Genomic DNA, 25,404 nt, shown 5'->3' on the forward strand with positions numbered 1-25,404 from the left:
TGGGTTCGGGCACTCGACGCGGGCGTCGAGTGCCGGTTTGCGCGGGGTTGGAAAGTGCTGCAAGGCGACACTTAATGATGGGGTTGCGACTTGGGGTACCCCGTCGCAAGGTCACGCAAGGCGCGGGTTTCTCCGACTTTCGACGGCTTGTGTGCGTAGGATCTGCTGTGTATCTTGATCAGCCTTTGGCCGTTTGGGCGGTCACGACCCTGTTTTGAGATTGGCCCCACGAGGCGAATCCTTTGTTATCTATATAAAAATTGAGGAGCACATCGATGCGCGTCATTCTGCTGGGAGCTCCCGGGGCCGGTAAAGGTACTCAGGCTAAGTTCATCACCGAAAAGTTCGGCATCCCGCAAATCTCCACTGGCGACATGCTGCGTGCTGCGGTCAAGGCCGGCACCGAGCTGGGCCTGATCGCCAAGAGCGTCATGGACAGCGGTGGTCTGGTTTCCGATGACCTGATCATCAATCTGGTCAAGGAACGCATCAGCCAGGCGGATTGCGCCAACGGTTTCCTGTTCGACGGTTTCCCGCGCACCATTCCTCAGGCTGAAGCCCTGGTGAAGGCCGGCGTCGAGCTGGACCATGTGGTCGAAATCGCGGTTGATGACGAAGAAATCGTTCAGCGTATCGCTGGTCGTCGTGTTCACGAGGCCAGCGGCCGCGTGTACCACACCGTCTACAACCCGCCAAAAGTTGCTGGTAAAGACGACATCACCGGTGAAGATCTGGTGCAGCGCAAGGACGACACTGAAGAAACCGTGCGTCATCGCCTGTCGGTCTACCACTCGCAGACCAAGCCACTGGTGGATTTCTACCAGAAGCTGTCGGCGGCTCAAGGCAAACCGAAGTACAGCCACATTGCTGGCGTCGGTTCGGTTGAAGCGATCACCGGCAAGGTGCTTGAAGCGCTGAGCTGAAAAGTCTGAATCGCTTCATCTTCTACGGCCCGCTTGCGGGCCGTAGTTGTTTATACTGGCGCACTTTTTCTGACCTCTCTTACGGAAACATCGATGAGCACCTTGCTGGCCCTGGACACCGCGACTGAAGCTTGCTCCGTTGCCTTGCTGCATGACGGCAAAGTGACGAGCCATTACGAGGTGATCCCGCGCCTGCATGCGCAGAAGCTGTTGCCGATGATCCAGCAATTGCTCGCCGATGCCGGGACCACCTTGCAAGCGGTCGATGCCATCGCTTTTGGCCGTGGGCCGGGCGCATTCACTGGCGTGCGTATCGCCATCGGCGTGGTACAGGGCCTGGCGTTTGCCCTGGATCGCCCGGTCCTGCCGGTGTCGAACCTGGCGGTGCTGGCGCAGCGGGCGTATCGCGAACACGGTGTAAGCCAGGTCGCGGCCGCCATCGATGCGCGCATGGATGAAGTGTATTGGGGCTGCTACCGCGAAACGGCGGGTGAGATGCGTCTGGTCGGCAACGAAGCCGTATTGCCGCCGGAAGTGGCGGCGTTGCCGGCGGATGCCAGCGGTGACTGGTTTGGCGCCGGCACCGGTTGGGGTTATGCCGAACGCATCGCCGTCAGCCTGAGCGGTCAGGACGCGGGCATGCTGCCTCACGCCGAAGACCTGCTGACCTTGGCGCGATTTGCCTGGGAACGGGGTGAAGCGATTGTGGCGGATGAGGCGCAGCCGGTTTATCTGCGGGACAAGGTTGCGACGCCCAAGGCGCGTTGATTTCCGGTACCGAGTTGGCCTTATCGCTGGCAAGCCAGCTCCTACAGGATTATCGCTAACCTTGTAGGAGCTGGCTTGCCAGCGATGGCGGTCCAACACCAATCGTCGTTTTATCCCCCCGCCTTTAAACCTTTTCGCAATTCTGTGTTCTAGTTATCACCAAGCGGTTTGCGAAGTGGGCTATGCGCCACTAAACTGCCATCACTGATACTGAGCATGACATTATGCGCATAGACGGCCTTTCCTCTCAGTCCTACCCCATCAAGCGCAAGCCTCGCAAAGGGCATGTGGTTGAAGACGAATCCGTCGATATCGAGGGCGAGCTGGAATTCCCTTCGGAAGAGCAAATGGCCGCCCGCGCCGCCAAAGCCTCCGCGCAGCGCCTGAGCAATCTGCCAGCGCGCCAACAAGACATGATTTACCACCGCGCCATGAGCAAAAGCGTCGCGATGGCCCTGGCCAGCTACCTCAGCACCGCCAATTTTGTCGATTGGGATTCGGATGTGATGGGTCTCGACCTGTATATCTAATGCGGCTGCCTTACTACCTCGGCTGCCCATCCTGGAGTGAAAACGCCTGGCGCGATTACCTTTATCCGCAAGACGCGAAAACCTCCGAGTTTCTCAATCTGTATTCTCAAGTATTCAACGCCGTGGAAGGCAATACGACCTTCTACGCGAGCCCGGCTGCCAGCACCGTGCAGCGTTGGGCCGAGACCATGCCCGAAGACTTTCGCTTCACCGCCAAATTTCCCGGCGACATCAGCCACGGCGGTGACCTGCGCGAACAATTGACCGCCACCGAAACCTTCCTGCAATTGCTCAGCCCTTTGGGCGAGCGGGTGTCGCCGCTGTGGTTGCAGTTGTCGAAAAGCTTCACGCCGCAACGATTGCACGAGCTGGCGGGTTTTATCGACGCAGTGGATCGGCCGCTGGCCATCGAAGTGCGACATGACGATTTCTTCGCCAAGGGTGAGGCCGAGCGCTCGCTCAATCGCATGCTGCTGGATCGCGGTGTCGAACGTATTTGCCTCGATCCGCGGGCGTTGTTCAGTTGCACGTCCACCGATCCGTCGGTGCTCCATGCCCAATCGAAGAAACCCAGGGTTCCGCCCCGCCCGGCGGCCTTCACGCAATTCCCGCAAGTGCGCTTCATCGGCCATCCGCAACTGGAAGCCAACGACCCGTTCCTGGTGCCCTGGGTCGAGAAAATCGCCCTGTGGATCGAAGAGGGGCGCACGCCCTATATCTTCCTGCACACCGCCGACAACCTGCTGGCGGCGAAACTGGCGCAACGTTTTCACGCACAACTGATGCTGCGTTTGCCTGGCTTGCCGCCGCTGCCTGAGCTATACAGAGAGCCCGCCGCCGAGCAACTTGGCCTGCTCTGAGGCGGATTCCCTGCCTTTTCAGGAGCCTGCCAATGGATGCGCAAACCCTTCGAGCCCAAGCCTTCAAAGCACTGCATGAACGCGCCGGGGCTTTTGTCATTCCCAACCCGTGGGACGCCGGCTCGGCGAAAATGCTCGCCAACCTGGGCTTCGAGGCGTTGGCGACCACCAGTGCCGGTTTTGCCTTTTCTCAGGGGCGACCCGATGGCGGGCTGACGCTGGACGATACCCTGGCGAACGTTCGGGCGATTGTCGCGGCGACGGACCTGCCGGTTGCGGTCGATCTGGAAAACGGTTTTGCCGACGACCCCGCCGAATGCGCCCAAAGCATTCTGCGAGCCGCTGCAGCAGGCGCTGTCGGTGGTTCGATCGAAGACGCCACGGGACGTGCAGACGCGCCGATTTACTGCTTCGAGCATGCAGTGGCGCGAATCGAAGCTGCTGTCGCCGCCGCCCGCAGTTTGCCGTTCCCGTTCACGCTGACGGCCCGGGCCGAAAATTTTCTGCATGGCAATCCCGATCTGGACGACACCATTCGCCGCTTGCAAGCCTTCGCCGAAGCGGGCGCCGACGTGCTCTATGCGCCAGGTTTGCGCAATGCTGAAGACGTGTTGGCGGTGGTGCGCGCCGTGGCGCCGAAACCGGTCAATGTGTTGATGTCCGGCGGGTTGAAACTGACGGTCGAGCAGTTGAGCGAAATGGGCGTCAAGCGCATCAGCGTCGGTTCGGCGCTCGCGCTGGCAGCGCTTGGCGAATTCTACCGCGCGGCCGAAGAGATCAAGACCTCGGGCACGTTCGGCTTTACCTCGCGGTCGATGCCGTACGCACAGGCCAATCAATTGTTCAAAGGCTGAAAACGCGGTTTTTGCGGGTGATCGCTCACCCGCTACAAACTGATGCGGCTGCGTGAGGAGAGGGTGTCGCTGAGGGTCAGGCGGCGATGCGCAGGTTCTGCAACACGATCGGGCGAGCCCAGCCGATATCGAAATCGAAGTTTTTCTGTTGTTCCGCCAGCTCTTCCGGCGGGAACGGCGGGAATGGCTTGTCCAGCAGGTCCATTTCGAATTCGGCGATCGGCAGGTGCAGTGGGCGTGGTTGTGGCGCCGGGCCGGCTTCTGGCACGGGTTGCCCTGCCGTCAGTACGATCGGGCGAACCCAGCCACTTTCGAAGTTCTGCTGCTTTTGCTGGGCAGCGATTTCTTCCGGTGGGAACGGTGGGAATGGTTTGTCGGCCAGGTCCATTTCGAACTCGGCGATCGGCAGGAACAGCGGCTCGGGTGGCTTGACCTGGGTTTCCTTCACATCGCATTCGCGCTGGGAAACGATGTGCGCCAGCAGTTCGCTGCCAACTGTGGGTTCTTCCGGGCTTTCGAGATCGACCGGTGGAAAGTTGAGAGACGCCGGCACGACATCGCCCGACTGATCGGCCAGGGCATGGGCAAAGAAATCTTGCCACAGGTGACTGACGCCGCTCAGTGCTTGGGAGTTTCGCAGGCCAAAATCGCCGTGGGGCGAGATGTAACCTATCGATGTGCGTTGAATGTCTGACATTTCTCTCGGTCGACGCTCAGCTCTGGCAAAATGCTCGTTAGTTTTGTTATCGGCCGTTTCTGCCGATCATTAATTTTTTTGAGCGTGTTTTCCCATGATTGAGCAACCGGCGGCTTGCCGCATCCATGTCGAGGCCCTGGGCACGGCTTTTCAGCCACAGGCCGAGCAATGGGCCGAGCGCCTGGGCCTGCCTTTGCAGGTCGATGACGGCGAATTTGCCTTGCAGGTGGGTGAACAGGGTTTGCAATTGCAACAGCTCGGCCCGGACGCACCGGGACCGGTGCGGGTGGACTTCGTCGAGGGTGGCGCCGCCCATCGCCGCTTGTTCGGCGGTGGCACCGGCCAGATGATCGCCAAGGCGGTCGGCATCGCCCAAGGCGTGCGCCCGCGGGTGCTGGACGCCACGGCAGGGCTGGGCAAGGATGCATTCGTGCTGGCGAGCCTGGGTTGTGAGATGAGCCTGATCGAACGTCAGCCGCTGATCGGCGCCCTGCTTGAAGATGGCCTGGCGCGCGGCGCGGAAGATTTCGACGTGGCGTCGATTGTGGCGCGCATGCGATTGCTCAAGGGCAACTCGATCGAAGTCATGCGCAACTGGGAAGGCGAGCCGCCGCAAGTCATCTACCTCGACCCGATGTTTCCTCATCGTGAGAAAACTGCGCTGGTGAAGAAGGAAATGCGCCTGTTCCGGCCGTTGGTGGGGGATGACCCGGATGCACCTGCGTTGCTCGAAGCGGCGTTGGCATTGGCCAGCCACCGGGTGGTGGTGAAGCGTCCGCGCAAGGCACCGTGCATTGCCGGGCCGAAGCCGAGTCATGCGCTGGACGGGAAATCCAGTCGGTATGACATTTATCCGAAGAAGGCGCTCAAGCCTTAAGACCGAGTCGCGCCCTTCGCGGGCAAGCCTCGCTCCTACAGATTTAGAGTCGATCACATTTTTTGCGAACGACACTACCCTGTAGGAGCGAGCGGTGCGACGATTCGACTTGCCCGCGAAGGCGTCCGTTAGAACGATATCAATCTATCAGGCTGACTAGGGACGATAAGCCCGCATAAACAACCCCACCACTTCCCGCACATGTTCCTCCGCCGCATTCCCGGTCAACGGCTCGCCACAGCCATACAACAACCGGAAATTCCCCGCGCCCTTGAGCAGGCAAAAGAAATGCTCGGCAGCGTTACGTGGCTTGTCGATGCTCAACACACCGCTCTGATCAACCTTGGTCAGCAGCCGTTCCATGCCATGCAACATGCGCTCCGGCCCGGCCTCGAAGAAGATCTGCGAGAGTTTCGGGTCCTGGCTGCCCAGCGTCATCATCAATCGGTGCAGGTTCACCGATTCATCGCTGTTGATCAGGTGATGAAAGCCGCGCGCGATATTCAGCAGTACCGTTTCCACTGAAACGCCATCAGGCAATTCGAAAAACAGCGTAGGCAATTGCTCTTCGCATTTGGCGACAACGGCGGCGGAGAACAGCGTCTCCTTGTCGTTGAAATGGCTGTAGACGGTCAGCTTAGACACGCCGGCTTCAGCCGCGACGGCGTCCATGCTGGTGCTCGCGTAGCCATTACTCAGAAACAGGATTTTCGCCGCATCGAGGATCGCCTGGCGCTTGGCCAGATCCTTGGGGCGGCCCGGGCCATTGGGTGCTGAAAGATTGTTCGCCATATTCGCTTTTAATACTGGACTGGTGAGTTTGCTATTAATAACATACTGGTCAGTATAATTATTCCAAGCACCATTAGCGAAAGGTCCTTCACCATGTTCCGCTATGCCTTGCCCCTCGCATTGCCAGTCAGTCTGGCGCTTTTATTGTCTGCGTGTGGTCACGAAGAGGCGCCGCAAGTCACCGTTCGACCGGCCATGGTGGTGCAGCCAGAGCCTTCGGCGCAGGCGATGGAAAGTTATCCCGGTGAAGTCCGTGCTCGCTACGAGCCGGATCTGGCGTTTCGCATTGGCGGCAAAGTCAGCCGACGACTGGTCGAAGAAGGACAGCGGGTCAAGGCCGATCAACCGCTGGCCGAACTCGATCCCCAGGACGTCCGCCTGCAACTGGAAGCCACCCGCGCTCAGGTCGCGGCGGCCGAAGCCAATCTCAATCTCGTACGTGCCGAACGTGACCGCTACAAGACCCTGATGGATCGTCAGATGGTCAGCCGCTCGCAGTACGACAATTCCGAAAACCTATACAGATCCGGTGAAGCGCGCCTGAAGCAGATCAAGGCCGAATTCAACGTCTCGACCAACCAGGCCAGCTACGCCGTGCTGCGTGCGCCTCAGGATGGTGTGGTGGCCAAGCGTGCGGTGGAAGTCGGGCAAGTCGTCGCCGCCGGTCAAACCGTGTTTACCCTCGCCACCGATGGCGAGCGCGAAGTGTTGATCAGCCTGCCGGAACAGAGCTTCGGTCGTTTCAAGGTCGGGCAGCCGGTGTCGGTGGAACTCTGGACCCAACCTGACCAGCGTTTTGCCGGGCGCATCCGTGAGTTGTCGCCCGCCGCTGATCCAAAGTCCCGCACCTTCGCCGCCCGCATTGCGTTTACCGCCGGCAAGGTTCCGGCCGAGCTCGGCCAGAGCGCCCGGGTGTTTATCCAGACTGCCGACGTCGTGGCGCTGTCGGTACCGCTCTCGGCGGTTACCGCCGAAAATGGTGCCACTTACGTGTGGGTGCTCAGCGCCAACAATACGCTGAAAAAAGCCCCGGTCCGGGTCGGCCCGTTCGGCGAGAAAACCGTGCCGGTGCTCGAAGGCCTGAACGCCAGTGACTGGGTAGTGGCGGCCGGTGTGCATGTGCTTCACGACGGGCAGCAAGTGCGCCCGGTGGATCGCTCCAACCGCGTGGTCAATCTAGCGGGTAAGGAGTAATCCCCGATGGGTTTCAATCTTTCCGAATGGGCGCTGCGTAACCGTCAGATCGTACTGTTCCTGATGCTGTTGCTGGCGATTGTCGGCGCACTTTCCTACACCAAACTGGGCCAGAGCGAAGACCCGCCGTTCACCTTCAAGGCCATGGTGATCCGCACCAACTGGCCGGGGGCCACCGCTGAGGAAGTGTCGCGCCAGGTCAGCGAACGCATTGAAAAGAAGCTGATGGAAACCGGCGAGTACGAGCGCATCGTCTCGTTCTCTCGACCGGGTGAGTCCCAGGTGACGTTCGTTGCGCGTGACTCCATGCACTCGGTGCAGATTCCGGATCTCTGGTACCAGGTCCGCAAGAAGATCGGCGACATTCGTCATACCTTGCCACCGGGCATTCAGGGCCCGTTCTTCAACGATGAATTCGGTACCACCTTCGGCAACATCTACGCGCTGACCGGCGACGGTTTTGATTACGCGGTGCTCAAGGACTACGCCGACCGCATCCAGATTCAGCTGCAACGGGTCAAGGATGTGGGCAAGGTCGACCTGCTCGGGTTGCAGGACGAGAAGGTCTGGATCGAACTCTCCAACGTCAAACTCGCCACCCTCGGTTTGCCGTTGGCGGCGGTGCAGCAGGCACTTGAAGAGCAGAACGCGATGTCCACGGCCGGTTTCTTTGAAACCACCAGTGAGCGATTGCAGCTACGGGTTTCGGGGAATTTTCAGACGGTCGAAGAGATCAAGAACTTCCCGATTCGCGTCGGTGATCGCACGTTCCGTATCTCCGATGTCGCGGACGTGCGTCGTGGTTTCAACGATCCTCCGGCGCCGCGCATGCGCTTTATGGCCGAAGACGCCATCGGTCTGGCCGTGGCGATGAAGGAGGGCGGCGACATTCTGGTGCTGGGCAAGGCGCTGGAAATCGAGTTCGCCAGGATCCAGAAAAACCTTCCGGCCGGCATGCAGCTGCGCAAGGTTTCCGATCAACCCGCCGCGGTGAAAACCGGTGTCGGTGAGTTTGTGCAAGTGTTGGTGGAAGCCCTGGCCATCGTCCTGTTGGTGAGCTTCTTCTCCCTCGGCGTACGCACCGGCATGGTGGTGGCGCTGGCGATTCCGCTGGTGTTGGCGATGACCTTCGCCTGCATGTATTACCTGGGCATCGGCCTGCACAAGATTTCCCTTGGCGCGCTGGTGCTGGCGTTGGGCTTGCTGGTGGACGACGCGATCATCGCCGTGGAAATGATGGCGATCAAAATGGAGCAGGGCTTTGACCGGATCAAAGCCGCGAGTTACGCCTGGACCAGCACCGCGTTCCCGATGCTCACCGGCACGCTGATCACGGCCGCCGGTTTCTTGCCGATTGCCACTGCGCAATCGGGCACTGGCGAGTACACGCGTTCGATCTTCCAGGTAGTGACCATCGCGCTGCTGGCGTCGTGGATTGCCGCCGTGGTTTTCGTGCCGTATCTGGGGGAAAAACTCCTGCCGGATCTGGCGAAGATTCATGCAGCGAAACACGGCATTGGTCAGCCAGATCCGTACGCCACGCCTTTTTATGAACGTGTCCGACGCCTGGTGGAGTGGTGCGTGCGCTGGCGCAAAACGGTGCTCACGCTGACAGTGGTGTTGTTTATCGCCTCCATTGTGTTGTTCCGTTTTGTACCGCAGCAGTTCTTCCCTGCCTCGGGGCGACTGGAGTTGATGGTCGATCTGAAACTGGCCGAAGGCGCTTCGCTGAGCAACACCGCCGACGAGGTTAAACGCCTTGAAGGTTTACTGAAGGATCACGCCGGCATCGATAATTACGTGGCCTACGTCGGTACCGGTTCGCCGCGCTTTTACCTGCCGCTGGATCAGCAACTTCCTGCGGCGAGCTTCGCCCAGTTTGTCGTCCTGGCCAAGACCATCGAGGACCGCGAAACCCTGCGGACCTGGCTGATCGAAACCCTCAACGAGCAATTTCCGTCTCTGCGTTCGCGGGTGACGCGTCTGGAAAACGGCCCGCCAGTCGGCTATCCGGTGCAGTTCCGGGTCACCGGCGAACACATCGAGGACGTCCGCGCCCTGGCTCGAAAAGTGGCGGCCAAGGTTCGCGAGAATCCCCATGTGGCCAACGTCCACCTGGACTGGGAAGAGCCGAGCAAAGTGGTTTATCTGAACGTCGATCAGGACCGCGCCCGCGCGCTGGGCGTGAGCACCGCGAACCTGTCGAAGTTTCTGCAAAGCTCGCTGACCGGTTCCAGCGTCAGTCAGTACCGCGAAGACAACGAGTTGATCGAAATCCTGCTGCGCGGCACGTTGCATGAGCGCACTGAACTGTCGTTGCTGCCGAGCCTGGCGGTGCCGACCGACAACGGCCGAAGCGTGGCGTTGTCGCAGATCGCGACGCTGGAATACGGCTTTGAAGAAGGCATCATCTGGCACCGCAACCGCTTGCCGAACGTGACGGTCCGCGCCGATATCTATGGCAAGGAACAACCGGCGACGCTGGTGCAGCAGATCATGCCGACGCTCGATCCTATCCGCGCGGAACTGCCTGACGGCTACTTGCTGGAAGTCGGCGGGACCGTGGAGGATTCCGCTCGTGGGCAGAATTCGGTGAAGGCCGGTGTGCCGCTGTTCATCGTGGTGGTGCTGACGTTGTTGATGCTGCAACTGCGAAGCTTCTCACGCACGGTGATGGTGTTTCTTACAGCGCCATTGGGATTGATCGGGGTGACCCTGTTTCTGATGGTGTTCCGCCAGCCGTTCGGTTTCGTGGCCATGCTCGGGACCATCGCGCTGTCCGGGATGATCATGCGTAACTCGGTGATTCTGGTAGACCAGATCGAGCAGGACATCGCCGCCGGGCTCAAACCGTGGCAGGCGATTATCGAAGCCACGGTGCGTCGTTTCCGGCCGATCGTGCTGACCGCGCTCGCCGCCGTATTGGCGATGATCCCGCTGTCCCGCAGCGTGTTCTTCGGGCCGATGGCGGTGGCGATCATGGGCGGATTGATTGTCGCGACGGCGTTGACGTTGCTGTTTTTGCCGGCGCTGTATGCGGCATGGTTCCGCATCAAGAAAGAACCCGTCTGACTTTTGTTGGATTCAAAGACGCCTTCGCGGGCAAGCCTGGCTCCTACAGGTTTTGAGTCGACCGCATAATTTGCGAACGACATATTCCCTGTAGGAGCGAGCGGGCGGCGATCCGACTTGCCCGCGAAGGCATCCTCGGCTCCTACAACTATTTCAGAAACCTCTGATATTGAGTCAGAGGGACCTGAATGCTGTACTCAAGCCTCAGTTTCATGAGGTTTTGAGACAGCAATAATGAAAAAGCCACCGAAGCTGAAGGGGCGGACCGATCCGGTGTTCGACCTGTTGGGGAGGTCACCTCACAAAGAGCGCCTCTCGGATTACCTCGCCCTGCTCAAACCGCTGGATGATCAGGGACGCTATCTTCCCTTCGATGAGTTGCGTTATCGCTGGGCGCCGGGGCTGGATTCGAACCTGTGTTGGGCGCTGGTAAAGAAAGCCAGAACGGCACAATACTCAAGTCTTTTGCCGCTGGGCGAGCCTGTTCAGTGGGGCAACTTCATGCTCACGCCGCTGGCGCACAAGGCGGTTTCCGCCGTCGATCGACAAACCACAACGGCTGCACTGGAATTCATGACCAGTCAGATCGGCGAGCATGCGCATTTCAGCTATCTGTTGAATGATCTGATCGAAGACGAAGCGATCAGCAGCAGCCAACTCGAAGGTGCAGCGACGACCACGCGGGTGGCCAAGGACATGCTCAAGCGCAAGCGCCGGCCGCGCACGCCGGATGAGCGAATGGTGATCGGCAATTTCAAAATGATGAACTTCGCCTGGGAAAAACGTTATGAACCCCTGAGTGTCGCGCTGATTTTGGACATGCACCGGGTTGGCGTCGAAGGCATTGATGATGCGCAATACTCGCCAGGGGAGTTCAGGGGCAATGATGACGTGGTGGTGCAGGATGGCGAAGGCAACACCGTTCATACGCCCCCTCCTGCTGCGGGAGTGATGTCACGATTGCAGTTGCTGGCGAAGTGGATCAACCAGTCGCGCAACGATCCTGAGCACGTGGAATACCTTCACCCCCTGATCAAAGGCATCGCGCTGCATTTTGCCTTGGGCTATGAGCATCCTTTCCGTGATGGGAATGGGCGGGTCGCGCGGGCGTTGTTCTACTGGTACATGTTCAAGAGTGACTTCTCTGCCTTTCGTTACATTGCGATCAGCATTTTGTTGCGCAATGCGCCGGTGAAGTAAGGGCGCTCTTATCTGAACACTGAAGCTGATGACCTCGACTTGACGTACTTCATTGATTTCCAGTGTTCGGTCGTCTTGCGTGCTGTCAGTGGTTTTACCCAAATCTGTCAGAACCATTGTGGGAGCGAGCAAGCCCGCTCCCACAGGGTTTAGCACTAAGGCTTAGAGCGAACCAAACACCTTCTTCGCCAAACTGGTCGCCGCCGCCGCAGGGTTCTGGCGAATGGTTTCTTCCTGTTTGCCGATCATCTCGAACAAACCGTTCAGGGCCTGCTCGGTCACGTAGCTTTCGATGTTGGCGTTTTTCGCATCCACCACGCCCATGGTCGCGGCTTGCCCGGCGAACGAGTTGTACTGCTTGGCCAGGCCAACCTGGTCGGTGGCTTGTTTGACGATCGGCAGGAACTTGGCGCGGATCTGTTCACGGCTGGTTTTGTTCAGGTATTGCGTGGCGGAGTCATTACCGCCGCTGAGAATGCCCTTGGCATCGTCGACCGTCATCTTCTTCACGGCATCCACGAGGATCGGCTGAGCCTGGACCACGGCCGTTTCCGCCGCTTTGTTCATGCTGGTTTCCAGCTGATCGACCTGATCGCCCATGCCGAACTGTTTCATCTTGCTGGCAACCTTGCCCAGTTTGCCCGGCAGTTCGATTTTCACGTCCGGGTTGTTGCTGAAGCCGCCCGGTGTGCCGAGTTGTTTCACGGCCAGTTGCGCGCCTTGGGTCAGGGCATCCTTGAGGCCGCCGGTAGCGTCCTTTTGCGACAAGTCACTGAGCGACAGCGCCATGGCACTGGCGGAAATCATCAAACCTGCACACAGGCCGGCGAAGCGAAGGGTAGGGCGGAACATGGCGGCTTCCTTGTTCGGAAAAAAATGAGCAAAAAAAGTATTAACGGACGGCGTCGACGCGAATTTTCAGTGGCTGCGGGTCGCTGCCATTCAGTTGTACGGCGTGATGTTCGGTGGTGATGAACATCAGTTGGCCATTCACTTCGATTCGCGCGCTGACGGAATAACGATGGCCGGGTTTGACCTGCGCCGGATCGTAACTCAGATGGAACGGCAGTGGCACCTGGCCTTTGACCGGGCCTTTCTGCTCGTCGAGTACCACGGCAGGAGCGTCGGCCAGCGATACGTCCTGCAAGCTGACGCTCAGGGTGGCAGTCGGCGGCAGGGCGATGCGTTGCAGGTAGAAGACTTCGCCATCGAGGCTGGTTTTGGCGGCGGGTTGCATTGATTGACAGGCCCCCAGCAAAGCGGTCATGGCCAATAGAGAGAGTTTTTTCACCGTGGATCTCCGAATCAATGTGGGAGCGAGACCGGCTTGCCGGCGATTGCGGTTTCACATTCAACACTTGTGTCGTCTGGTAAACCGCAATCGCCGGCAAGCCGGTCTCGCTCCCACAGGGGTTTTGCGTTATGTCTCGGGCTGTGTGGCGACCAGATCCGCCGCATCTTCACTGCGATGCAACGCCACCTGACGGATCGACAAGCGGATCTCCGCCGACAACACCCGTTTCGCCGCACCTTCGGCCAGTTCGCCGAGCAGTTCGTGATAGCTAAGCTTGCCGGCCTCGTCACGCTTGAGCACGTCGAGGTCGAGCATTGTCTGGATGAAGTGGCGGAACAGGCTCTTGTCGAAAAATTCCGGCGCGTTTAAGCCATGCAGGATCGACAGGCGCTGGGCCATCACGGTGCAGAGGTCTTCCAGTTCTTCGGCGCTGATGCTGTTCTGGCCGCTGTTGAGCAACAGAGAAACGGTCATGTAGAAGCGCTGCAAGGTCTGGGCGATGCTCTTCGACAGCAGTGTCAGCAACACGAAATGCCGCGAGCTTGGTGCCGGACGCAGGTAAACGTCGTTCTCGAAACGCAGCAGGCCTTGCTCGACGAACGCTTCGAGCCATTGATCGATCACGGCATCCAGTTCGTCCAGCGACCAGCGAATGAACAGCTCCGATTGCAGGTACGGATACAGTGCGCGGGTGTAGCGCAGGATCTGCTCGCGGCTCATGCGCGACGCACTCTGGAAGAAACTCGCGAGCAACGCCGGCAACGCGAAAATGTGCAGCACGTTGTTGCGGTAGTAAGTCATCAGGACGGCGTTTTGCTCGTCCAGGTACAAAATCTTGCCCAGCGCATCGCTCTGTTCGGACAGCAGGTCCATCTCCTTCACATGCTCGATCAGCGCGCGGCCGTCACCTTCCGGCAACGTGGTGTGCGGCGAGTACGGAACCTTGCGCAGCAGCGCCAGATACAGATCCAGCACCCGCGCCATGGCGCGATCGTCCAGTGCCAAACGACTGGTGGACAGCAATGCCAACGCCACGAGGTTGACCGGGTTGATCGCTGCCGCTTCGTTCAAGTGCTGCGCGACTTTCTCGCCGAGGCGGTTGGTGGTTTCGTTGAGCCAGGCCGGTTTGAACTGTGGGCCGAGTTCCTGTTGACGCCAGTCTGGCTGTTCGCTGTCGAGGAATTCCGCCAGTTTGATCGGCTCGCCGAAATTCACCGCCACCTGGCCGAAACGCTGCTTCAGGGCGCCGATGACTTTGAAGATGTCGAAGATCGATTCTTTCTTCTTGCTCGCACCACGCAGTTCGCCGAGGTAAGTCCGGCCTTCCAGCACGCGTTCATAACCGATGTAGACCGGCACGAACACGATCGGCATGCGCGAGGAGCGCAGGAAGCTGCGCAGGGTGATCGCGAGCATCCCGGTTTTCGGTTGCAGCATGCGCCCGGTGCGCGAGCGGCCGCCTTCGACGAAATACTCGACCGGGAAGCCTTTGGTGAACAGGGTGTGCAGGTATTCGTTGAACACCGAGGTGTACAGCGGGTTGCCCTTGAAGGTACGGCGCATGAAGAACGCACCGCCGCGACGCAGCAGACCGCCGATCCCAGGCATGTTTAGGTTGATCCCGGCGGCGATGTGCGGCGGGGTCAGGCCGTTGCGAAACAGCAGATACGAAAGCAGCAGGTAGTCGATATGGCTGCGGTGGCACGGCACATAGATCACTTCGTAACCCGGGGCGACCTTCTGCACGCCTTCGATATTGTTGACCTTGATGCCGTCGTAGATCTTGTTCCAGAACCAGCTCAGCACCACTTCCATGAAGCGGATCGCGGTGTAGGTGTAGTCCGAGGCGATCTCGTTGCCGTAGCGCAGGGCCTGGGCCTTGGCTTTCTCCGGGGAGATATTCTCGCGTTCGGCTTCGTCGAGGATCGCTTGCTTGACCAGCGGCTGGTTGAGCAGGCCTTTGACCAGGTTGCGACGGTGGGAAATGTCCGGGCCGATCACCGCGGCTTTGAGGTTGCGGAAGTGCACCCGCAGAATCCGCTGGGCCATGCGCACGGTGCGCTCGTGGCCCTTGTCGTGCTCGATCAGTTCACGCAGGTGGATCGGCGCGGAGAATTGCACGCGGGTCTTGCGCCCCAGCACGACGATGCTCAGCAAGCGGCGCAGGCGCCCGGTAACCGCCCAGCTATCGGCGAACAGCAGTTTCCACGGACTCGATTCGCTGTCCGGCGACTGGCCCCAGAACACGCTGACCGGAATGATCTGCGCGTCTTCGGCAGCGTTCTGGCTCAGGGCGCTGACCAGTCGGGTCAGGGTCGGTGGCGCGCCGCGTTTGTCCTGGCGACCGAGCCAGTCGGGCTCAGGTGTCAGGTAAAAGAATGCGGCGGGTTCCAGCAGATTGCCGACAGACACCGGCAGCACCGGGCGCGGCAGGCCGGCCTTGCTGCATTCGGTGTCGACCACGGCGAGGTCGGTCAGCGAAGGGTTTTGCAGGACGTAGAACACCGGACGGCTGCGGTCGAGGTTGAGGGTGAACGACGACTGATTGATCGTCTCCGAGCGAACCCAGAGATAGAGCAGTCGGCGCAGGGTGCCAAACACAAGACGGCGGAACGGGGAACGGGTCATACGGCTTCTGCGTGAGTGGAATAAACCGAGCGTTTGCTCGGGCGGTCGATAGTGTGCCGGATTCACTGAAAATCGGCAAAAAAGCGGCAATCAAAGTGCTATTGAGAGATTAAATGTCTGACATATACTCGGCGCACTGTCGCCGTCACCCTCATGGGACCGGTATGCGCAGGCTGACGTTCCCGAGGCTTTCCTGCGAAAAGCCCGATCAATAATAAAAAGGGAGTATGAACAAATGGCAACACGCGAAACCGGCAACGTGAAGTGGTTCAACGACGCCAAGGGCTACGGTTTCATCCAGCGCGAGGACGGGGTGGACGTGTTCGTGCACTACCGCGCGATTCGCGGTGAAGGGCATCGTTCGCTGACTGAAGGCCAGCAGGTTGAATACGGCGTAGTGACGGGGGAGAAGGGGTTGCAGGCTGAGGATGTGGTGGGGTTGTAAACCCACACTTCAGATCACCGAAATCCCTGTGGGAGCGAGACCGGCTTGCCGGCGATAGCTGACTGACATTCAACATCAATGTTGACTGAAAGGGCCTCATCGCGAGCAGGCTCGCTCCCACATTTGATTTGTGTCGCGGCTTTTAAGCAGTTTTCCAGGTGATCTCTTCTTCGCCATCGGCGCTGATGCGCATCCAGCGATCCGCTGTCTCTTCACCTTCTTCCTCGACCCAACTGCCCGGCGCACAACGTACTTCTACGTTCAGCGCGGCAAACGCGGCGCGGGCGCAGGCGATGTCGTCTTCCCACGGGGTCTGGTCGCTTTCCAGGTACAGGCTGTTCCATTTTCCTACCGCTTTCGGCAGCCAGGTCACTGGCACGTTGCCGGCCTTGCACTTGTAGGTCTGACCTTTCTGAACCCAATCGGTGCACGGGCCCAGAGCCGCGCCGAGCCAGGCGGATACGGCCTTGTGGTCGACGTCGGCGTCTTTCAGGTAAATCTCGATATCGGGTTGGCGCATGGATGTCCTCACTGCGGGTCTGAAAAATCCATTCGCGGATTTAGCCGGCCTCAAGCTGCTGCTCAAGACCAAAAATTAAGATTGAAGAACAAAGTAATCGTAGCGCATCGAAACAGTGACCTCGAACGGCTCCACCTGTTCGATGACCGCCGCCCGGCGTTCGGCACTGGCGCGCCAGCCATGAGGCGTCATGGCCAACAGGTTGGCGCGATCCTGACCACTTGCAAGCGTCAGCTTGAATTCCAGGGTTTCACTGTGTTGCAGCGCCATGCCGTCCGGCACCAAGGCCAGATGCTTGTCGTCGGTGTACTCACGCACTTCGTCGTACAGCCGCTCGCGCAATTCCATCAGGTGCCCGCTGGTCGGCCCGACTTTCATCAAACCGCCGCCGGGGCTGAGCAGGCGCTTGGCTTCTTCCCAGTCCAGCGGGCTGAAGACGCTGGCGAGAAACTGACAACTGCCGGACGCCAACGGCACCCGCGCCATGCTGGCGATCAACCAGGTCAGCTGCGGATTGCGTTTGCAGGCGCGTTTGACCGCCTCTCGGGAAATATCCAATGCGTAACCGTCAGCGTTCGGCAGAGCCTCGGCAATTTGCGCGGTGTAGTAACCCTCGCCACAACCGATGTCGAGCCAGCGCTGCGGCGCGTATTGCGCCGCCAGCTCAGCGAGACGCCTGGCCACCGGCGCGTAATGGCCGGCGTTCAGGAAGTCGCGCCGGGCTTCGACCATGGCCAGGTTATCCCCAGGGTCGCGGCTGTTCTTGTGCTGCACCGGCAACAGGTTCAGGTAGCCCTGGCGCGCGCGGTCGAAACGATGCCCGGCGGGGCAGGCCACGCCGTTGTCCACCGCATTCAGCGGTTCGCTGCAGATCGGGCAGGCAAGCATCAGGCGAGCAACTTGATCAGGGTCTGGTAGTAGATTTCGGTCAGCACGTCGAGGTCGGCGGCCAGCACGCGCTCGTTGACCTGGTGGATCGTCGCGTTGACCGGGCCCAGTTCAACCACCTGTGTACCCATGGTCGCGATAAAGCGGCCATCGGAGGTGCCACCGCTGGTGGAGGCTTTGGTTTCGCGACCGGTGATGTCCTTGATGCTCGACGCGACGGCGTCCAGCAACGCGCCCGGTTCGGTGAGGAACGGCAGGCCGGACAGCGCCCAGTCGATGTGCCAGTCCAGGCCATGCTTGTCGAGGATATCGGCGACGCGCTTCTGCAAGCCTTCAACAGTGGACTCGGTGGAGAAGCGGAAATTGAACACCGCCACCAGATCACCGGGGATCACGTTGGTCGCGCCAGTGCCGGAATTCACATTGGAAATCTGGAAACTGGTCGGCGGGAAGAAATCGTTGCCGTGGTCCCAATGCTCGGCGGCCAGTTCGGCCAGTGCCGGGGCGGCGAGGTGGATCGGGTTCTTGGCGAGGTGCGGATAAGCGACGTGACCTTGCACACCGCGCACGGTCAGCTTGGCACCGAGGGAACCGCGACGGCCATTCTTGACCACGTCACCGACCAGCGTAGTGCTCGACGGTTCGCCGACGATGCACCAGTCCAGACGCTCCTTGCGTGCCGCCAGACGTTCAACCACCGCTTTCGTGCCGTGGTGCGCCGGGCCTTCTTCATCGCTGGTGATCAGGAACGCGACTTTGCCCTTGTGATCCGGGTAATCGGCGACGAAGCGCTCGGCGGCCACGGTCATGGACGCCAGGCTGCCTTTCATGTCCGCTGCGCCACGACCGCAGAGCATGCCGTGTTCGTCGATCAGCGCGTTGAACGGGTCGATCTGCCAGGCGGTCACCGGACCGGTCGGCACCACGTCGGTGTGGCCGGCGAAGCACAGCACCGGGCCGTCGTGCTTGCCGTGGGTGGCCCAGAAGTTATCCACATCTTCGATGCGCATTGGCTCAAGCATAAAACCGGCATCGCCCAGGCGCTGCATCATCTGCTTCTGGCAATCGGCGTCGACCGGCGTCACGGACGGACGGCGGATCAGGTCGATGGCGAGTTGAAGGGTCGGCGAAAGGTCGGCGTGGGCCGTCATGGAAAAACTCCGGTGCAAGGCATATTTGTAGGAGCCGGCTTGCCGGCGATGGCGGTATTTCAGGCAAACCGCGTCGTTTTGATCGCTGGCAAGCCAGCTCCTACAGTAGTGGGTCAGGCGCGCAAAATGGCGGTTATCTTAAAGCAAAACGGCGGCCATTGGCCGCCGTTTAGTGCATCTGCAAAGATTTAGACTGCCGGTGCCGTTTCGGCCTCGACGGCCGGTTTCGGCAGCGAGGACAGGAACGCCATGATCAGCGCCGCCAGGTACGGCAGCGACTGCACCAGCAACATGATCACCCAGAAGCGCATGTCGTTGCTCGGCAGCCCGTTCACCAGGAAGATCCCCAGCGCCGCGCCCCACAACAGCAGCATGATGAACATCTCTTCACGCGCTTCCGAAATCGCCACCCAGAAGCCGTGGTTGTCGGCATTTTTCGGCGTGCGGAAGAACGGAATGCTGCTGGTGAAGAAGCCGTACAGCACCGCTTTGGCGATGGTGTGCGACAACGCCAGCCCGGCCAGCGCCGCACAGAACGCATCCTTGAGGTTCACGCCAACGGCGCGACGGTAGAGGAAAATGATCTTGCCGACCTTGAACACGAACAACGCCAATGGCGGGATCGCGAAAATCAGCAGCGGCGGATCGACCCGCTGCGGCACGATGATCATCGCCGCCGACCACAACAGTGCGCCCACGGTGAAGAAGATGTTCATGCCATCCGCCACCCACGGCAACCAGCCCGCGAGGAAGTGGTAGCGCTGGCCACGGGTCAACTCGGTGTCCTTGCCGCGCAGCAGACTGGCGGTGTGACGCTTGATGATCTGAATCGCACCGTAGGCCCAGCGGAAACGCTGTTTCTTGAAGTCGATAAAGGTATCGGGCATCAGACCTTTGCCGTAGCTGGTGTGGTAATACGCCGCCGACAAGCCTTTCTCGAACACGCGCAGACCCAACTCGGCGTCTTCGCAGATGCACCAGTCGGCCCAGCCGAGTTCCTCGAGCACCGAGCGCCGGGTCATGGTCATGGTGCCGTGCTGGATGATCGCGTCGCGGTCGTTACGGGTGACCATGCCGATGTGGAAGAAGCCTTTGTATTCCGCGTAGCAGAGCTTCTTGAAGGTGCTTTCGTTCTGGTCGCGATAATCCTGCGGCGACTGCACCACGGCGATTTTCGGATCGGCGAAGTGCGGCACCATGTGCTTGAGCCAGTTCGGATCGACGCAGTAATCGGAGTCGATCACCGCAATCACTTCGGCATCCTTGGCGGTGTGCGGAATCAGGTAGTTCAGCGCGCCGCCCTTGAAGCCGGCCAGCGGCGCGACGTGGAAGAACTTGAAGCGCGGACCGAGGGTTGCGCAGTAATCGCGCACCGGCTCCCAGACTGCCGGGTCCTTGGTGTTGTTGTCGATGATCAGGACTTCGAAGTCCGGATAGTCGAGGTTGGCCAGGGCGTTGAGGGTCTGTTTGACCATCTCCGGCGGCTCGTTGTAGCACGGCACGTGAATCGACACTTTCGGCCTGTAGTCCGAATCGCCCACCACCGGCAGGAATTCACGCCGGCGTTTGTGGGTCCAGACCGCTTCGGCCAGTTCATGCGCCTCGGTCAGCAGTACGATAAAGACCCCGAGTGCGCCGAGTGCGAGGAGAAATCCTACGGTCAGGCTGAACCAGGTGCTGTATTGCTGGCTGTAGTCGTAGCCGATCCACACCAGCACCGAACCGCACAAGAAGGCGATAAAGGTCAGGAAGGTACGGCCACGTTGACGCAGGGCCGAGCCGTCAATCATCAGCAAGGTCAGGGACAGCAGGGCCAACACCGCCGAGCCGATGGCCAGCACGCGCCATTGCGGGATCGCGACGACCGGGCCTTCGAAGTTGAATTTCTGCTGGCGCGCGGCGTTGAACACGCCCCAATACGCGCCCACCGAACCTTCGTCACTGGCCTTCCACGGTTGGTCAAACGCTTCGATCACGAAGTAGTTGAAACCCTGGCGGTTAAGCTTGTTCACCAGCGTACGCAGGTAGATCGCCTGATCTGCCGGGCTCGCATCGGTGCCGCCACGCATGCGGCCATTGCTCGGCCAGCCAACCTCGGACAGCAGCAGCGGTTTTTTCGGGAACATCTTTTTCAGGTCGCGAGCGCGGTCGAGGACGAACTGGCCGGCCTTGTCCACCGGGATGTATTCCCAGTAAGGCAGGACGTGCGCGGCAATCAGGTCGACGTGCTTGGCCAGTTCCGGGTGTTCTTCCCAGACGTGCCATTGCTCGGACGTGGTGACCGGCACCTTCACGGCTGCGCGAACGCGATCAAGGAGCACGCTCAGTTCGGCAGCGGTAATTTCCTTACGGAAGATGGCCTCGTTGCCTACGACCACACGAACCACGCTGCGTGAGGAGTTGGCGATCTCGATGGCCCGGGTGATTTCCCGCTCGTTGCGTTCCAGGTCCGGGCTGATCCAGATCCCCAGGGTGACCCGCAGACCGAATTCCTCTGCCAGTTTGGGAATGTCTCCCAGGGTGCCATCGACCGAGTAGGTACGGATGTTATCCGTCAGCTTGCTCATGATCTCCAGATCGCGACGCATTTGATCGTCGGTCGGGTACTGCTCTTTCTGCGGATACTGGCCTTGCTGGAACGGCGAGTACGAGAAACCGGAGATCTGTTCAGGCCAGTTGGGGGCGGTGACCGGGCGATTGATCAGCGCCCAGAAGCCGGTAAACAAGGCTGCGATGGCGAGCACCACGACCAGGTTGAGTCCAAATTTACGCGATGACATAGCTATTTCGGGTTCCAAAGGCTGTGGAACGAAGGAACGGTTGGCGATCGCCAAGGGGCGCGCATCCTACACCGGCAGTTCACTGAACGTACATCGGACAGGGAATTGCACGACGTTGGGCAATCGGCTTTCACATAAGTTCTTACACTTGTCGCTTGTAGCTTAGATCTTTTGGCGTGTGGCCCTATAATGCGCGCCGGTTTTTGGGGTAATGGTCATGAGCACAGAAGATCCGCGGTTTGCAGGCATCGCCCGTTTGTACGGCATCGAAGGGCTAGAGCGCCTGCGCGCGGCGCACGTGGCGATTGTTGGCGTCGGTGGCGTCGGTTCCTGGGCTGCGGAAGCGGTGGCGCGGTGTGGCGTGGGCGAGATTTCGCTGTTCGACCTCGACGACGTCTGCGTCAGCAATGCCAACCGTCAGTTGCATGCGCTGGACAGCACCGTCGGCAAGCCCAAGGTCGAGGTGATGGCCGAGCGCCTGCGCGGGATCAACCCGGATTGCACGGTGCACGCGGTGGCGGATTTCGTCACCCGCGACACCATGGCCGAATACATCACGCCGAATATCGACTGTGTGATCGACTGCATTGACAGCGTCAACGCCAAGGCGGCGCTGATCGCCTGGTGCAAACGCCGCAAGATCCAGATCATCACCACGGGCGGGGCGGGCGGGCAGATCGACCCGACGTTGATCCAGGTCTGCGACCTGAACCGCACATTCAACGACCCGTTGGCCTCGAAAGTGCGCTCGACCCTGCGCCGCGATTACAACTTCTCCCGCACCGTGACCCGTCATTACAGCGTGCCGTGCGTGTTCTCCACCGAGCAGCTGCGTTATCCGAAACCCGACGGCAGTATTTGCCTGCAGAAGAGTTTTGTCGGGGATGGCGTGAAGCTGGACTGCGCGGGCGGGTTTGGTGCGGTGATGATGGTGACCGCAACGTTCGGCATGGTCGCGGCGACCAAGGCTGTGGATAAGATTGTCGCGGGTGTGCGGCGCCCGGCAGACAAAATCAAATCCCTGTAGGAGCCGGCTTGCTGGCGATGGCATCACCGCGGTGTAACTGAATGACCGCATCGATGCCATCGCCAGCAAGCCGGCTCCTACAGGGCGAGTTCTCGCATTCGCTGGAGCACGGCATTGAGGCCATTGCTGCGCGAAGGGGAGAGCTGTCGCGACAGTCCCAACTGACTGAACCAGTCCGGCAGGTCGACCTGCTGCAACTCGACCGCCGACAACCCGTTAACCCGCGCCAGCAGCAACGCCACCAACCCGCGAATCAACCGTGCGTCGCTGCTCGCGGCAAACTGCCAGTGACCGTCCTGCAACGATCCCACCAACCACACCTGACTTTCACAGCCATGCACGCGATTGGCGTCGACTTTATCCACATCGCTCAACGCCGGCAGCCGGTCGCCCCATTGCATCAGCAGTCGCGCGCGTTGCTCCCAGCCAGCGGCGTTCTGAAACGTTTCCAGCGCGGAGACGGCAGCGGCAGGCAAGCTCATCGCAACAACTCCAGTGCCTGATCCAGCGCTACGAAGAACCGTTCCAGGTCTTCGGAATCGTTGTACAGCGCCAGCGACACCCGAATCGCCCCGGCCAGTTCAAAGCTTTTCAGCAGCGGCATCGCGCAATGATGACCGGCGCGCACCGCGATCCCCTGTTCTGTCAGCAAGTGCGCCAGATCAGAGTTATGCACACCCTCGACGACAAAACTCGCCAGGGCCAGTTGCGGTTTGCCCAGCAAGCGAATGCCGTTACGCGCCTCAAGGCCTTTCAACAGGCAATGGTGCAGCGCGGCTTCATGGGACGAAACCGCGTCCTGATCGAGGCCGGCGAGGTAATCCAGAGTCGCCCCGAGGCCAATCACGCTGGAGATCGGCGGCGTTCCAGCCTCGAAACCGAGCGGAGCAGGACGAAAGCGTGCGTGCTGGTAATCCGCATCCAGCACCATTTCGCCGCCGAACTGCCAATGGCGCAGTTGCTTGAGCACCTCGTGGCGGCCGAACAACACCCCCAGGCCATCCGGGCCATAGAGCTTGTGGCTGGAAAAGACATAAAAGTCGCAACCCAGCGCCTGCACATCGTGCCGGCCATGGACCACGCCTTGGGCGCCATCGACCACGGTCAACGCGTTGTGTGCCTTGGCCAGCGCCAGCAGCGCGGGCAATGGCTGCCAGGCGCCGAGCACGTTGGACAGCTGACTGACCGCCAGCAAGCGGGTTCGCGGGCCGATCAACGCGGCGGCGGCATCCAGGTCGATCAAGCCGTCGGCGTCCAGCGGCAGGATCACCAGTTTCAGATCGCGACGGTGGGCCAGTTGCTGCCATGGCAGCAGGTTGGCGTGGTGCTCCAGGGCGCTGATGACAATTTCATCGCCCGGATTGAACAGGTGTTCCAGGCCATAGGCCAGGAGGTTCAGCGCAGAGGTCGCGCCGTGGGTGAAGATGATCTGTCCGCAATCACCGGCATTCAGCCATTGCGCGACTTTATTGCGGCTGTCCTCGAACGCCTGGGTGGCATGCGCGCCGGGCAAGTGTTGCGCCCGATGCACGTTGGCTGCGCCATTGGCGTAGTAATGCGCCAGGGCATCCAGCAAGGCTTGAGGTTTTTGCGTGGTGGCGGCGTTGTCCAGATAGGTCTGGTCTTGCCGTTGCAGGGCGGCGATGGCCGGAAAATCGGCGCGCCAGGGAGAGAGAATCATCATGCTATCGGGCCCTGCTAAACATGGGCGGACGTACGCCTGACCTGATGGTCTGGGCTACGCCGGACCTGTAGGAGCGAAGCTTGCTCGCGAAGGGGCCGGTGAGATCCCCAAAAGCTTCGCGGGCAAGCCTCGCTCCTACAAGAACAGGTGGTCGTGACGCTCTGCTTAGTTGTGAGCGTGCAGCGCTTCGTTCAGTTCGATCGCCGATTTGTGGGTTTTGCATTCCACTGCACCGGTTTCCGAATTGCGACGGAACAGCAGGTCTGGCTGACCGGCCAGTTCACGAGCCTTCACGACTTTGACCAGTTTGTTGTTTTCGTCCAGCAGCGCCACTTTGGTGCCAGCGGTCACGTACAGGCCCGATTCAACGGTGTTGCGGTCGCCCAACGGGATACCGATACCGGCGTTGGCGCCGATCAGGCAGCCTTCGCCGACCTTGATCACGATGTTGCCGCCGCCCGACAGGGTGCCCATGGTCGAGCAACCGCCGCCCAGGTCCGAACCCTTGCCGACGAACACGCCAGCGGAAACGCGGCCTTCGATCATGCCCGGGCCTTCGGTTCCGGCGTTGAAGTTGACGAAACCTTCGTGCATCACGGTGGTGCCTTCGCCGACGTAAGCGCCCAGACGGATACGGGCGGCATCAGCGATACGCACGCCGGCCGGCACGACGTAGTCGGTCATTTTCGGGAATTTGTCGACCGAGAACACTTCCAGCAGCTCGCCGCGCAGACGGGCTTCCAGTTGATGTTCGGCCAGTTCGGCGAGATCGATCGCGCCCTGGCTGGTCCAGGCGACGTTCGGCAGCAGCGGGAACACGCCGGCCAGGTTCAGGCCGTGCGGCTTGACCAGGCGATGGGACAGCAGGTGCAGCTTGAGGTAAGCCTCAGGCGTGGAAGTCAGCGGTGCATCTTCGGCCAGAATGGTGGCGACCAGCGGCTTGTGGCTTTCGGCCAGACGGGTCAGCAGGGCGGCCTGGGCTGCGTCGACACCTTTCAGTGCTTCAGCCAGTTGCGAAGCCTGGGCGGTGCTGAACGCGATGGCCTGATTGCCTTCGGTGTAACCCAGAACCGGCGCGATGGCCGCGACCAGATCGGCCGACGGGTTGAGCAGCGGCTGAGCGTAAAACACTTCGAGCCATGCGCCCTGACGATTTTGAGTGCCGACACCAAAGGCCAGGCTGAATACGGAAGTGGACATGTAAATACCTCTAACAAAAT

22 protein-coding genes and 1 pseudogene are annotated in these 25,404 nt (G+C 60.3%); 11 read left to right on the forward strand and 12 right to left on the reverse strand.

Annotation, left to right across the window (positions count from 1 at the left end):
- The first annotated feature begins 275 nt into the window (after window positions 1–275).
- The 5 genes from adk (at window position 276) to IB254_RS14805 (ending at window position 3,935) form a co-directional block, all read left to right on the forward strand.
- Window positions 276–923 carry an adenylate kinase gene (gene adk, locus IB254_RS14785; protein WP_008039344.1) on the forward strand — a complete coding sequence of 216 codons (648 nt, stop codon included), beginning with the start codon at window positions 276–278 and terminating at the stop codon, window positions 921–923.
- Between the two features lie 93 nt (window positions 924–1,016).
- Window positions 1,017–1,691, forward strand: a complete 675-nt coding sequence (tsaB, locus tag IB254_RS14790; protein ID WP_192228483.1) for a tRNA (adenosine(37)-N6)-threonylcarbamoyltransferase complex dimerization subunit type 1 TsaB — start codon at window positions 1,017–1,019, stop codon at window positions 1,689–1,691.
- Between the two features lie 224 nt (window positions 1,692–1,915).
- Window positions 1,916–2,221 carry a hypothetical protein gene (locus IB254_RS14795; RefSeq protein WP_008039348.1) on the forward strand — a complete coding sequence of 102 codons (306 nt, stop codon included), beginning with the start codon at window positions 1,916–1,918 and terminating at the stop codon, window positions 2,219–2,221.
- On the forward strand, window positions 2,221–3,081 hold the full coding sequence (locus IB254_RS14800; protein WP_192417894.1) for a DUF72 domain-containing protein: 861 nt from the start codon (window positions 2,221–2,223) through the stop codon (window positions 3,079–3,081). The genes IB254_RS14795 and IB254_RS14800 overlap by 1 nt, the downstream gene beginning before the upstream one ends.
- A 32-nt stretch (window positions 3,082–3,113) precedes the next feature.
- Entirely contained in the window at window positions 3,114–3,935 is an 822-nt protein-coding gene (locus IB254_RS14805; RefSeq protein WP_192417895.1) for an isocitrate lyase/PEP mutase family protein, read from the forward strand.
- A gap of 76 nt (window positions 3,936–4,011) precedes the next feature.
- Here the strand turns inward: IB254_RS14805 and IB254_RS14810 are convergent, their stop codons facing one another.
- A complete protein-coding gene (locus IB254_RS14810) occupies window positions 4,012–4,632 on the reverse strand; it encodes an energy transducer TonB (protein WP_192417896.1) in 621 nt (206 codons plus the stop codon).
- Window positions 4,633–4,726: 94 nt separating this feature from the next.
- On the opposite strand from IB254_RS14810, the gene IB254_RS14815 reads away from it, so the two are divergent.
- Window positions 4,727–5,509, forward strand: a complete 783-nt coding sequence (locus tag IB254_RS14815) for a class I SAM-dependent methyltransferase (protein ID WP_008035485.1) — start codon at window positions 4,727–4,729, stop codon at window positions 5,507–5,509.
- 156 nt (window positions 5,510–5,665) lie between these two features.
- Here IB254_RS14815 and IB254_RS14820 read toward each other — a convergent pair whose 3' ends face one another.
- Window positions 5,666–6,301, reverse strand: a complete 636-nt coding sequence (locus tag IB254_RS14820; RefSeq protein ID WP_192417897.1) for a TetR/AcrR family transcriptional regulator — start codon at window positions 6,299–6,301, stop codon at window positions 5,666–5,668.
- Window positions 6,302–6,394: 93 nt separating this feature from the next.
- On the opposite strand from IB254_RS14820, the gene IB254_RS14825 reads away from it, so the two are divergent.
- The 3 genes and pseudogenes from IB254_RS14825 to IB254_RS14835 all read left to right on the forward strand — a co-directional run bounded on the left by IB254_RS14825 (window position 6,395) and on the right by IB254_RS14835 (window position 11,920).
- Complete coding sequence (locus IB254_RS14825) at window positions 6,395–7,495, forward strand: efflux RND transporter periplasmic adaptor subunit (protein ID WP_192417898.1); 1,101 nt, start codon at window positions 6,395–6,397, stop codon at window positions 7,493–7,495.
- A gap of 6 nt (window positions 7,496–7,501) precedes the next feature.
- On the forward strand, window positions 7,502–10,567 hold the full coding sequence (locus IB254_RS14830; protein WP_192417899.1) for an efflux RND transporter permease subunit: 3,066 nt from the start codon (window positions 7,502–7,504) through the stop codon (window positions 10,565–10,567).
- Window positions 10,568–10,801: 234 nt separating this feature from the next.
- Window positions 10,802–11,920 (forward strand): annotated as a pseudogene (locus IB254_RS14835) (Fic family protein).
- 9 nt (window positions 11,921–11,929) lie between these two features.
- Here the strand turns inward: IB254_RS14835 and IB254_RS14840 are convergent.
- The 3 genes from IB254_RS14840 to plsB all read right to left on the reverse strand — a co-directional run bounded on the left by IB254_RS14840 (window position 11,930) and on the right by plsB (window position 15,689).
- Window positions 11,930–12,619, reverse strand: a complete 690-nt coding sequence (locus tag IB254_RS14840; protein ID WP_192417900.1) for a DUF4197 domain-containing protein — start codon at window positions 12,617–12,619, stop codon at window positions 11,930–11,932.
- Window positions 12,620–12,659: 40 nt separating this feature from the next.
- Window positions 12,660–13,058 carry a YbaY family lipoprotein gene (locus IB254_RS14845; RefSeq protein ID WP_192417901.1) on the reverse strand — a complete coding sequence of 133 codons (399 nt, stop codon included), beginning with the start codon at window positions 13,056–13,058 and terminating at the stop codon, window positions 12,660–12,662.
- Between the two features lie 129 nt (window positions 13,059–13,187).
- Complete coding sequence (gene plsB / locus IB254_RS14850; RefSeq protein ID WP_192417902.1) at window positions 13,188–15,689, reverse strand: glycerol-3-phosphate 1-O-acyltransferase PlsB; 2,502 nt, start codon at window positions 15,687–15,689, stop codon at window positions 13,188–13,190.
- 235 nt (window positions 15,690–15,924) lie between these two features.
- On the opposite strand from plsB, the gene IB254_RS14855 reads away from it, so the two are divergent.
- Window positions 15,925–16,134, forward strand: coding sequence for a cold-shock protein (locus IB254_RS14855; protein ID WP_008035470.1), 210 nt, complete (start codon window positions 15,925–15,927; stop codon window positions 16,132–16,134).
- A gap of 142 nt (window positions 16,135–16,276) precedes the next feature.
- Here IB254_RS14855 and IB254_RS14860 read toward each other — a convergent pair whose 3' ends face one another.
- From IB254_RS14860 to IB254_RS14875, 4 genes are all read right to left on the reverse strand, one after another.
- Window positions 16,277–16,654, reverse strand: a complete 378-nt coding sequence (locus IB254_RS14860; RefSeq protein ID WP_008035469.1) for a hypothetical protein — start codon at window positions 16,652–16,654, stop codon at window positions 16,277–16,279.
- Between the two features lie 75 nt (window positions 16,655–16,729).
- Window positions 16,730–17,542, reverse strand: coding sequence for a putative RNA methyltransferase (locus IB254_RS14865; RefSeq protein WP_008039372.1), 813 nt, complete (start codon window positions 17,540–17,542; stop codon window positions 16,730–16,732).
- Window positions 17,542–18,693: a succinyl-diaminopimelate desuccinylase gene (dapE, locus tag IB254_RS14870; protein ID WP_008035465.1), complete on the reverse strand. Its 1,152-nt coding sequence runs from the start codon at window positions 18,691–18,693 to the stop codon at window positions 17,542–17,544. Before dapE ends, IB254_RS14865 begins: the two co-directional genes overlap by 1 nt.
- Window positions 18,694–18,881: 188 nt before the next feature.
- A complete protein-coding gene (locus IB254_RS14875; RefSeq protein WP_032829235.1) occupies window positions 18,882–21,473 on the reverse strand; it encodes a glycosyltransferase in 2,592 nt (863 codons plus the stop codon).
- A gap of 211 nt (window positions 21,474–21,684) precedes the next feature.
- Between IB254_RS14875 and tcdA the strand changes: the two genes are divergently transcribed.
- Window positions 21,685–22,500, forward strand: a complete 816-nt coding sequence (tcdA, locus tag IB254_RS14880) for a tRNA cyclic N6-threonylcarbamoyladenosine(37) synthase TcdA (RefSeq protein WP_412548223.1) — start codon at window positions 21,685–21,687, stop codon at window positions 22,498–22,500.
- A 77-nt stretch (window positions 22,501–22,577) separates the two neighbouring features.
- On the opposite strand, the gene IB254_RS14885 is transcribed toward tcdA, so the two are convergent.
- The 3 genes from IB254_RS14885 to dapD all read right to left on the reverse strand — a co-directional run bounded on the left by IB254_RS14885 (window position 22,578) and on the right by dapD (window position 25,384).
- The gene (locus IB254_RS14885; RefSeq protein ID WP_192417904.1) at window positions 22,578–22,982 is read right to left on the reverse strand and encodes a SufE family protein; all 405 of its coding nucleotides are present in this window, start codon (window positions 22,980–22,982) and stop codon (window positions 22,578–22,580) included.
- A complete protein-coding gene (locus IB254_RS14890) occupies window positions 22,979–24,184 on the reverse strand; it encodes a cysteine desulfurase (RefSeq protein WP_192417905.1) in 1,206 nt (401 codons plus the stop codon). The genes IB254_RS14885 and IB254_RS14890 overlap by 4 nt, the downstream gene beginning before the upstream one ends.
- A gap of 165 nt (window positions 24,185–24,349) precedes the next feature.
- The gene (gene dapD, locus IB254_RS14895; RefSeq protein ID WP_008039387.1) at window positions 24,350–25,384 is read right to left on the reverse strand and encodes a 2,3,4,5-tetrahydropyridine-2,6-dicarboxylate N-succinyltransferase; all 1,035 of its coding nucleotides are present in this window, start codon (window positions 25,382–25,384) and stop codon (window positions 24,350–24,352) included.
- Window positions 25,385–25,404 lie beyond the last annotated feature (20 nt).

The sequence above is a fragment of the Pseudomonas sp. PDM03 genome (genome assembly GCF_014852385.1).
GTDB classification, from domain to species: Bacteria; Pseudomonadota; Gammaproteobacteria; order Pseudomonadales; family Pseudomonadaceae; genus Aquipseudomonas; species Aquipseudomonas migulae.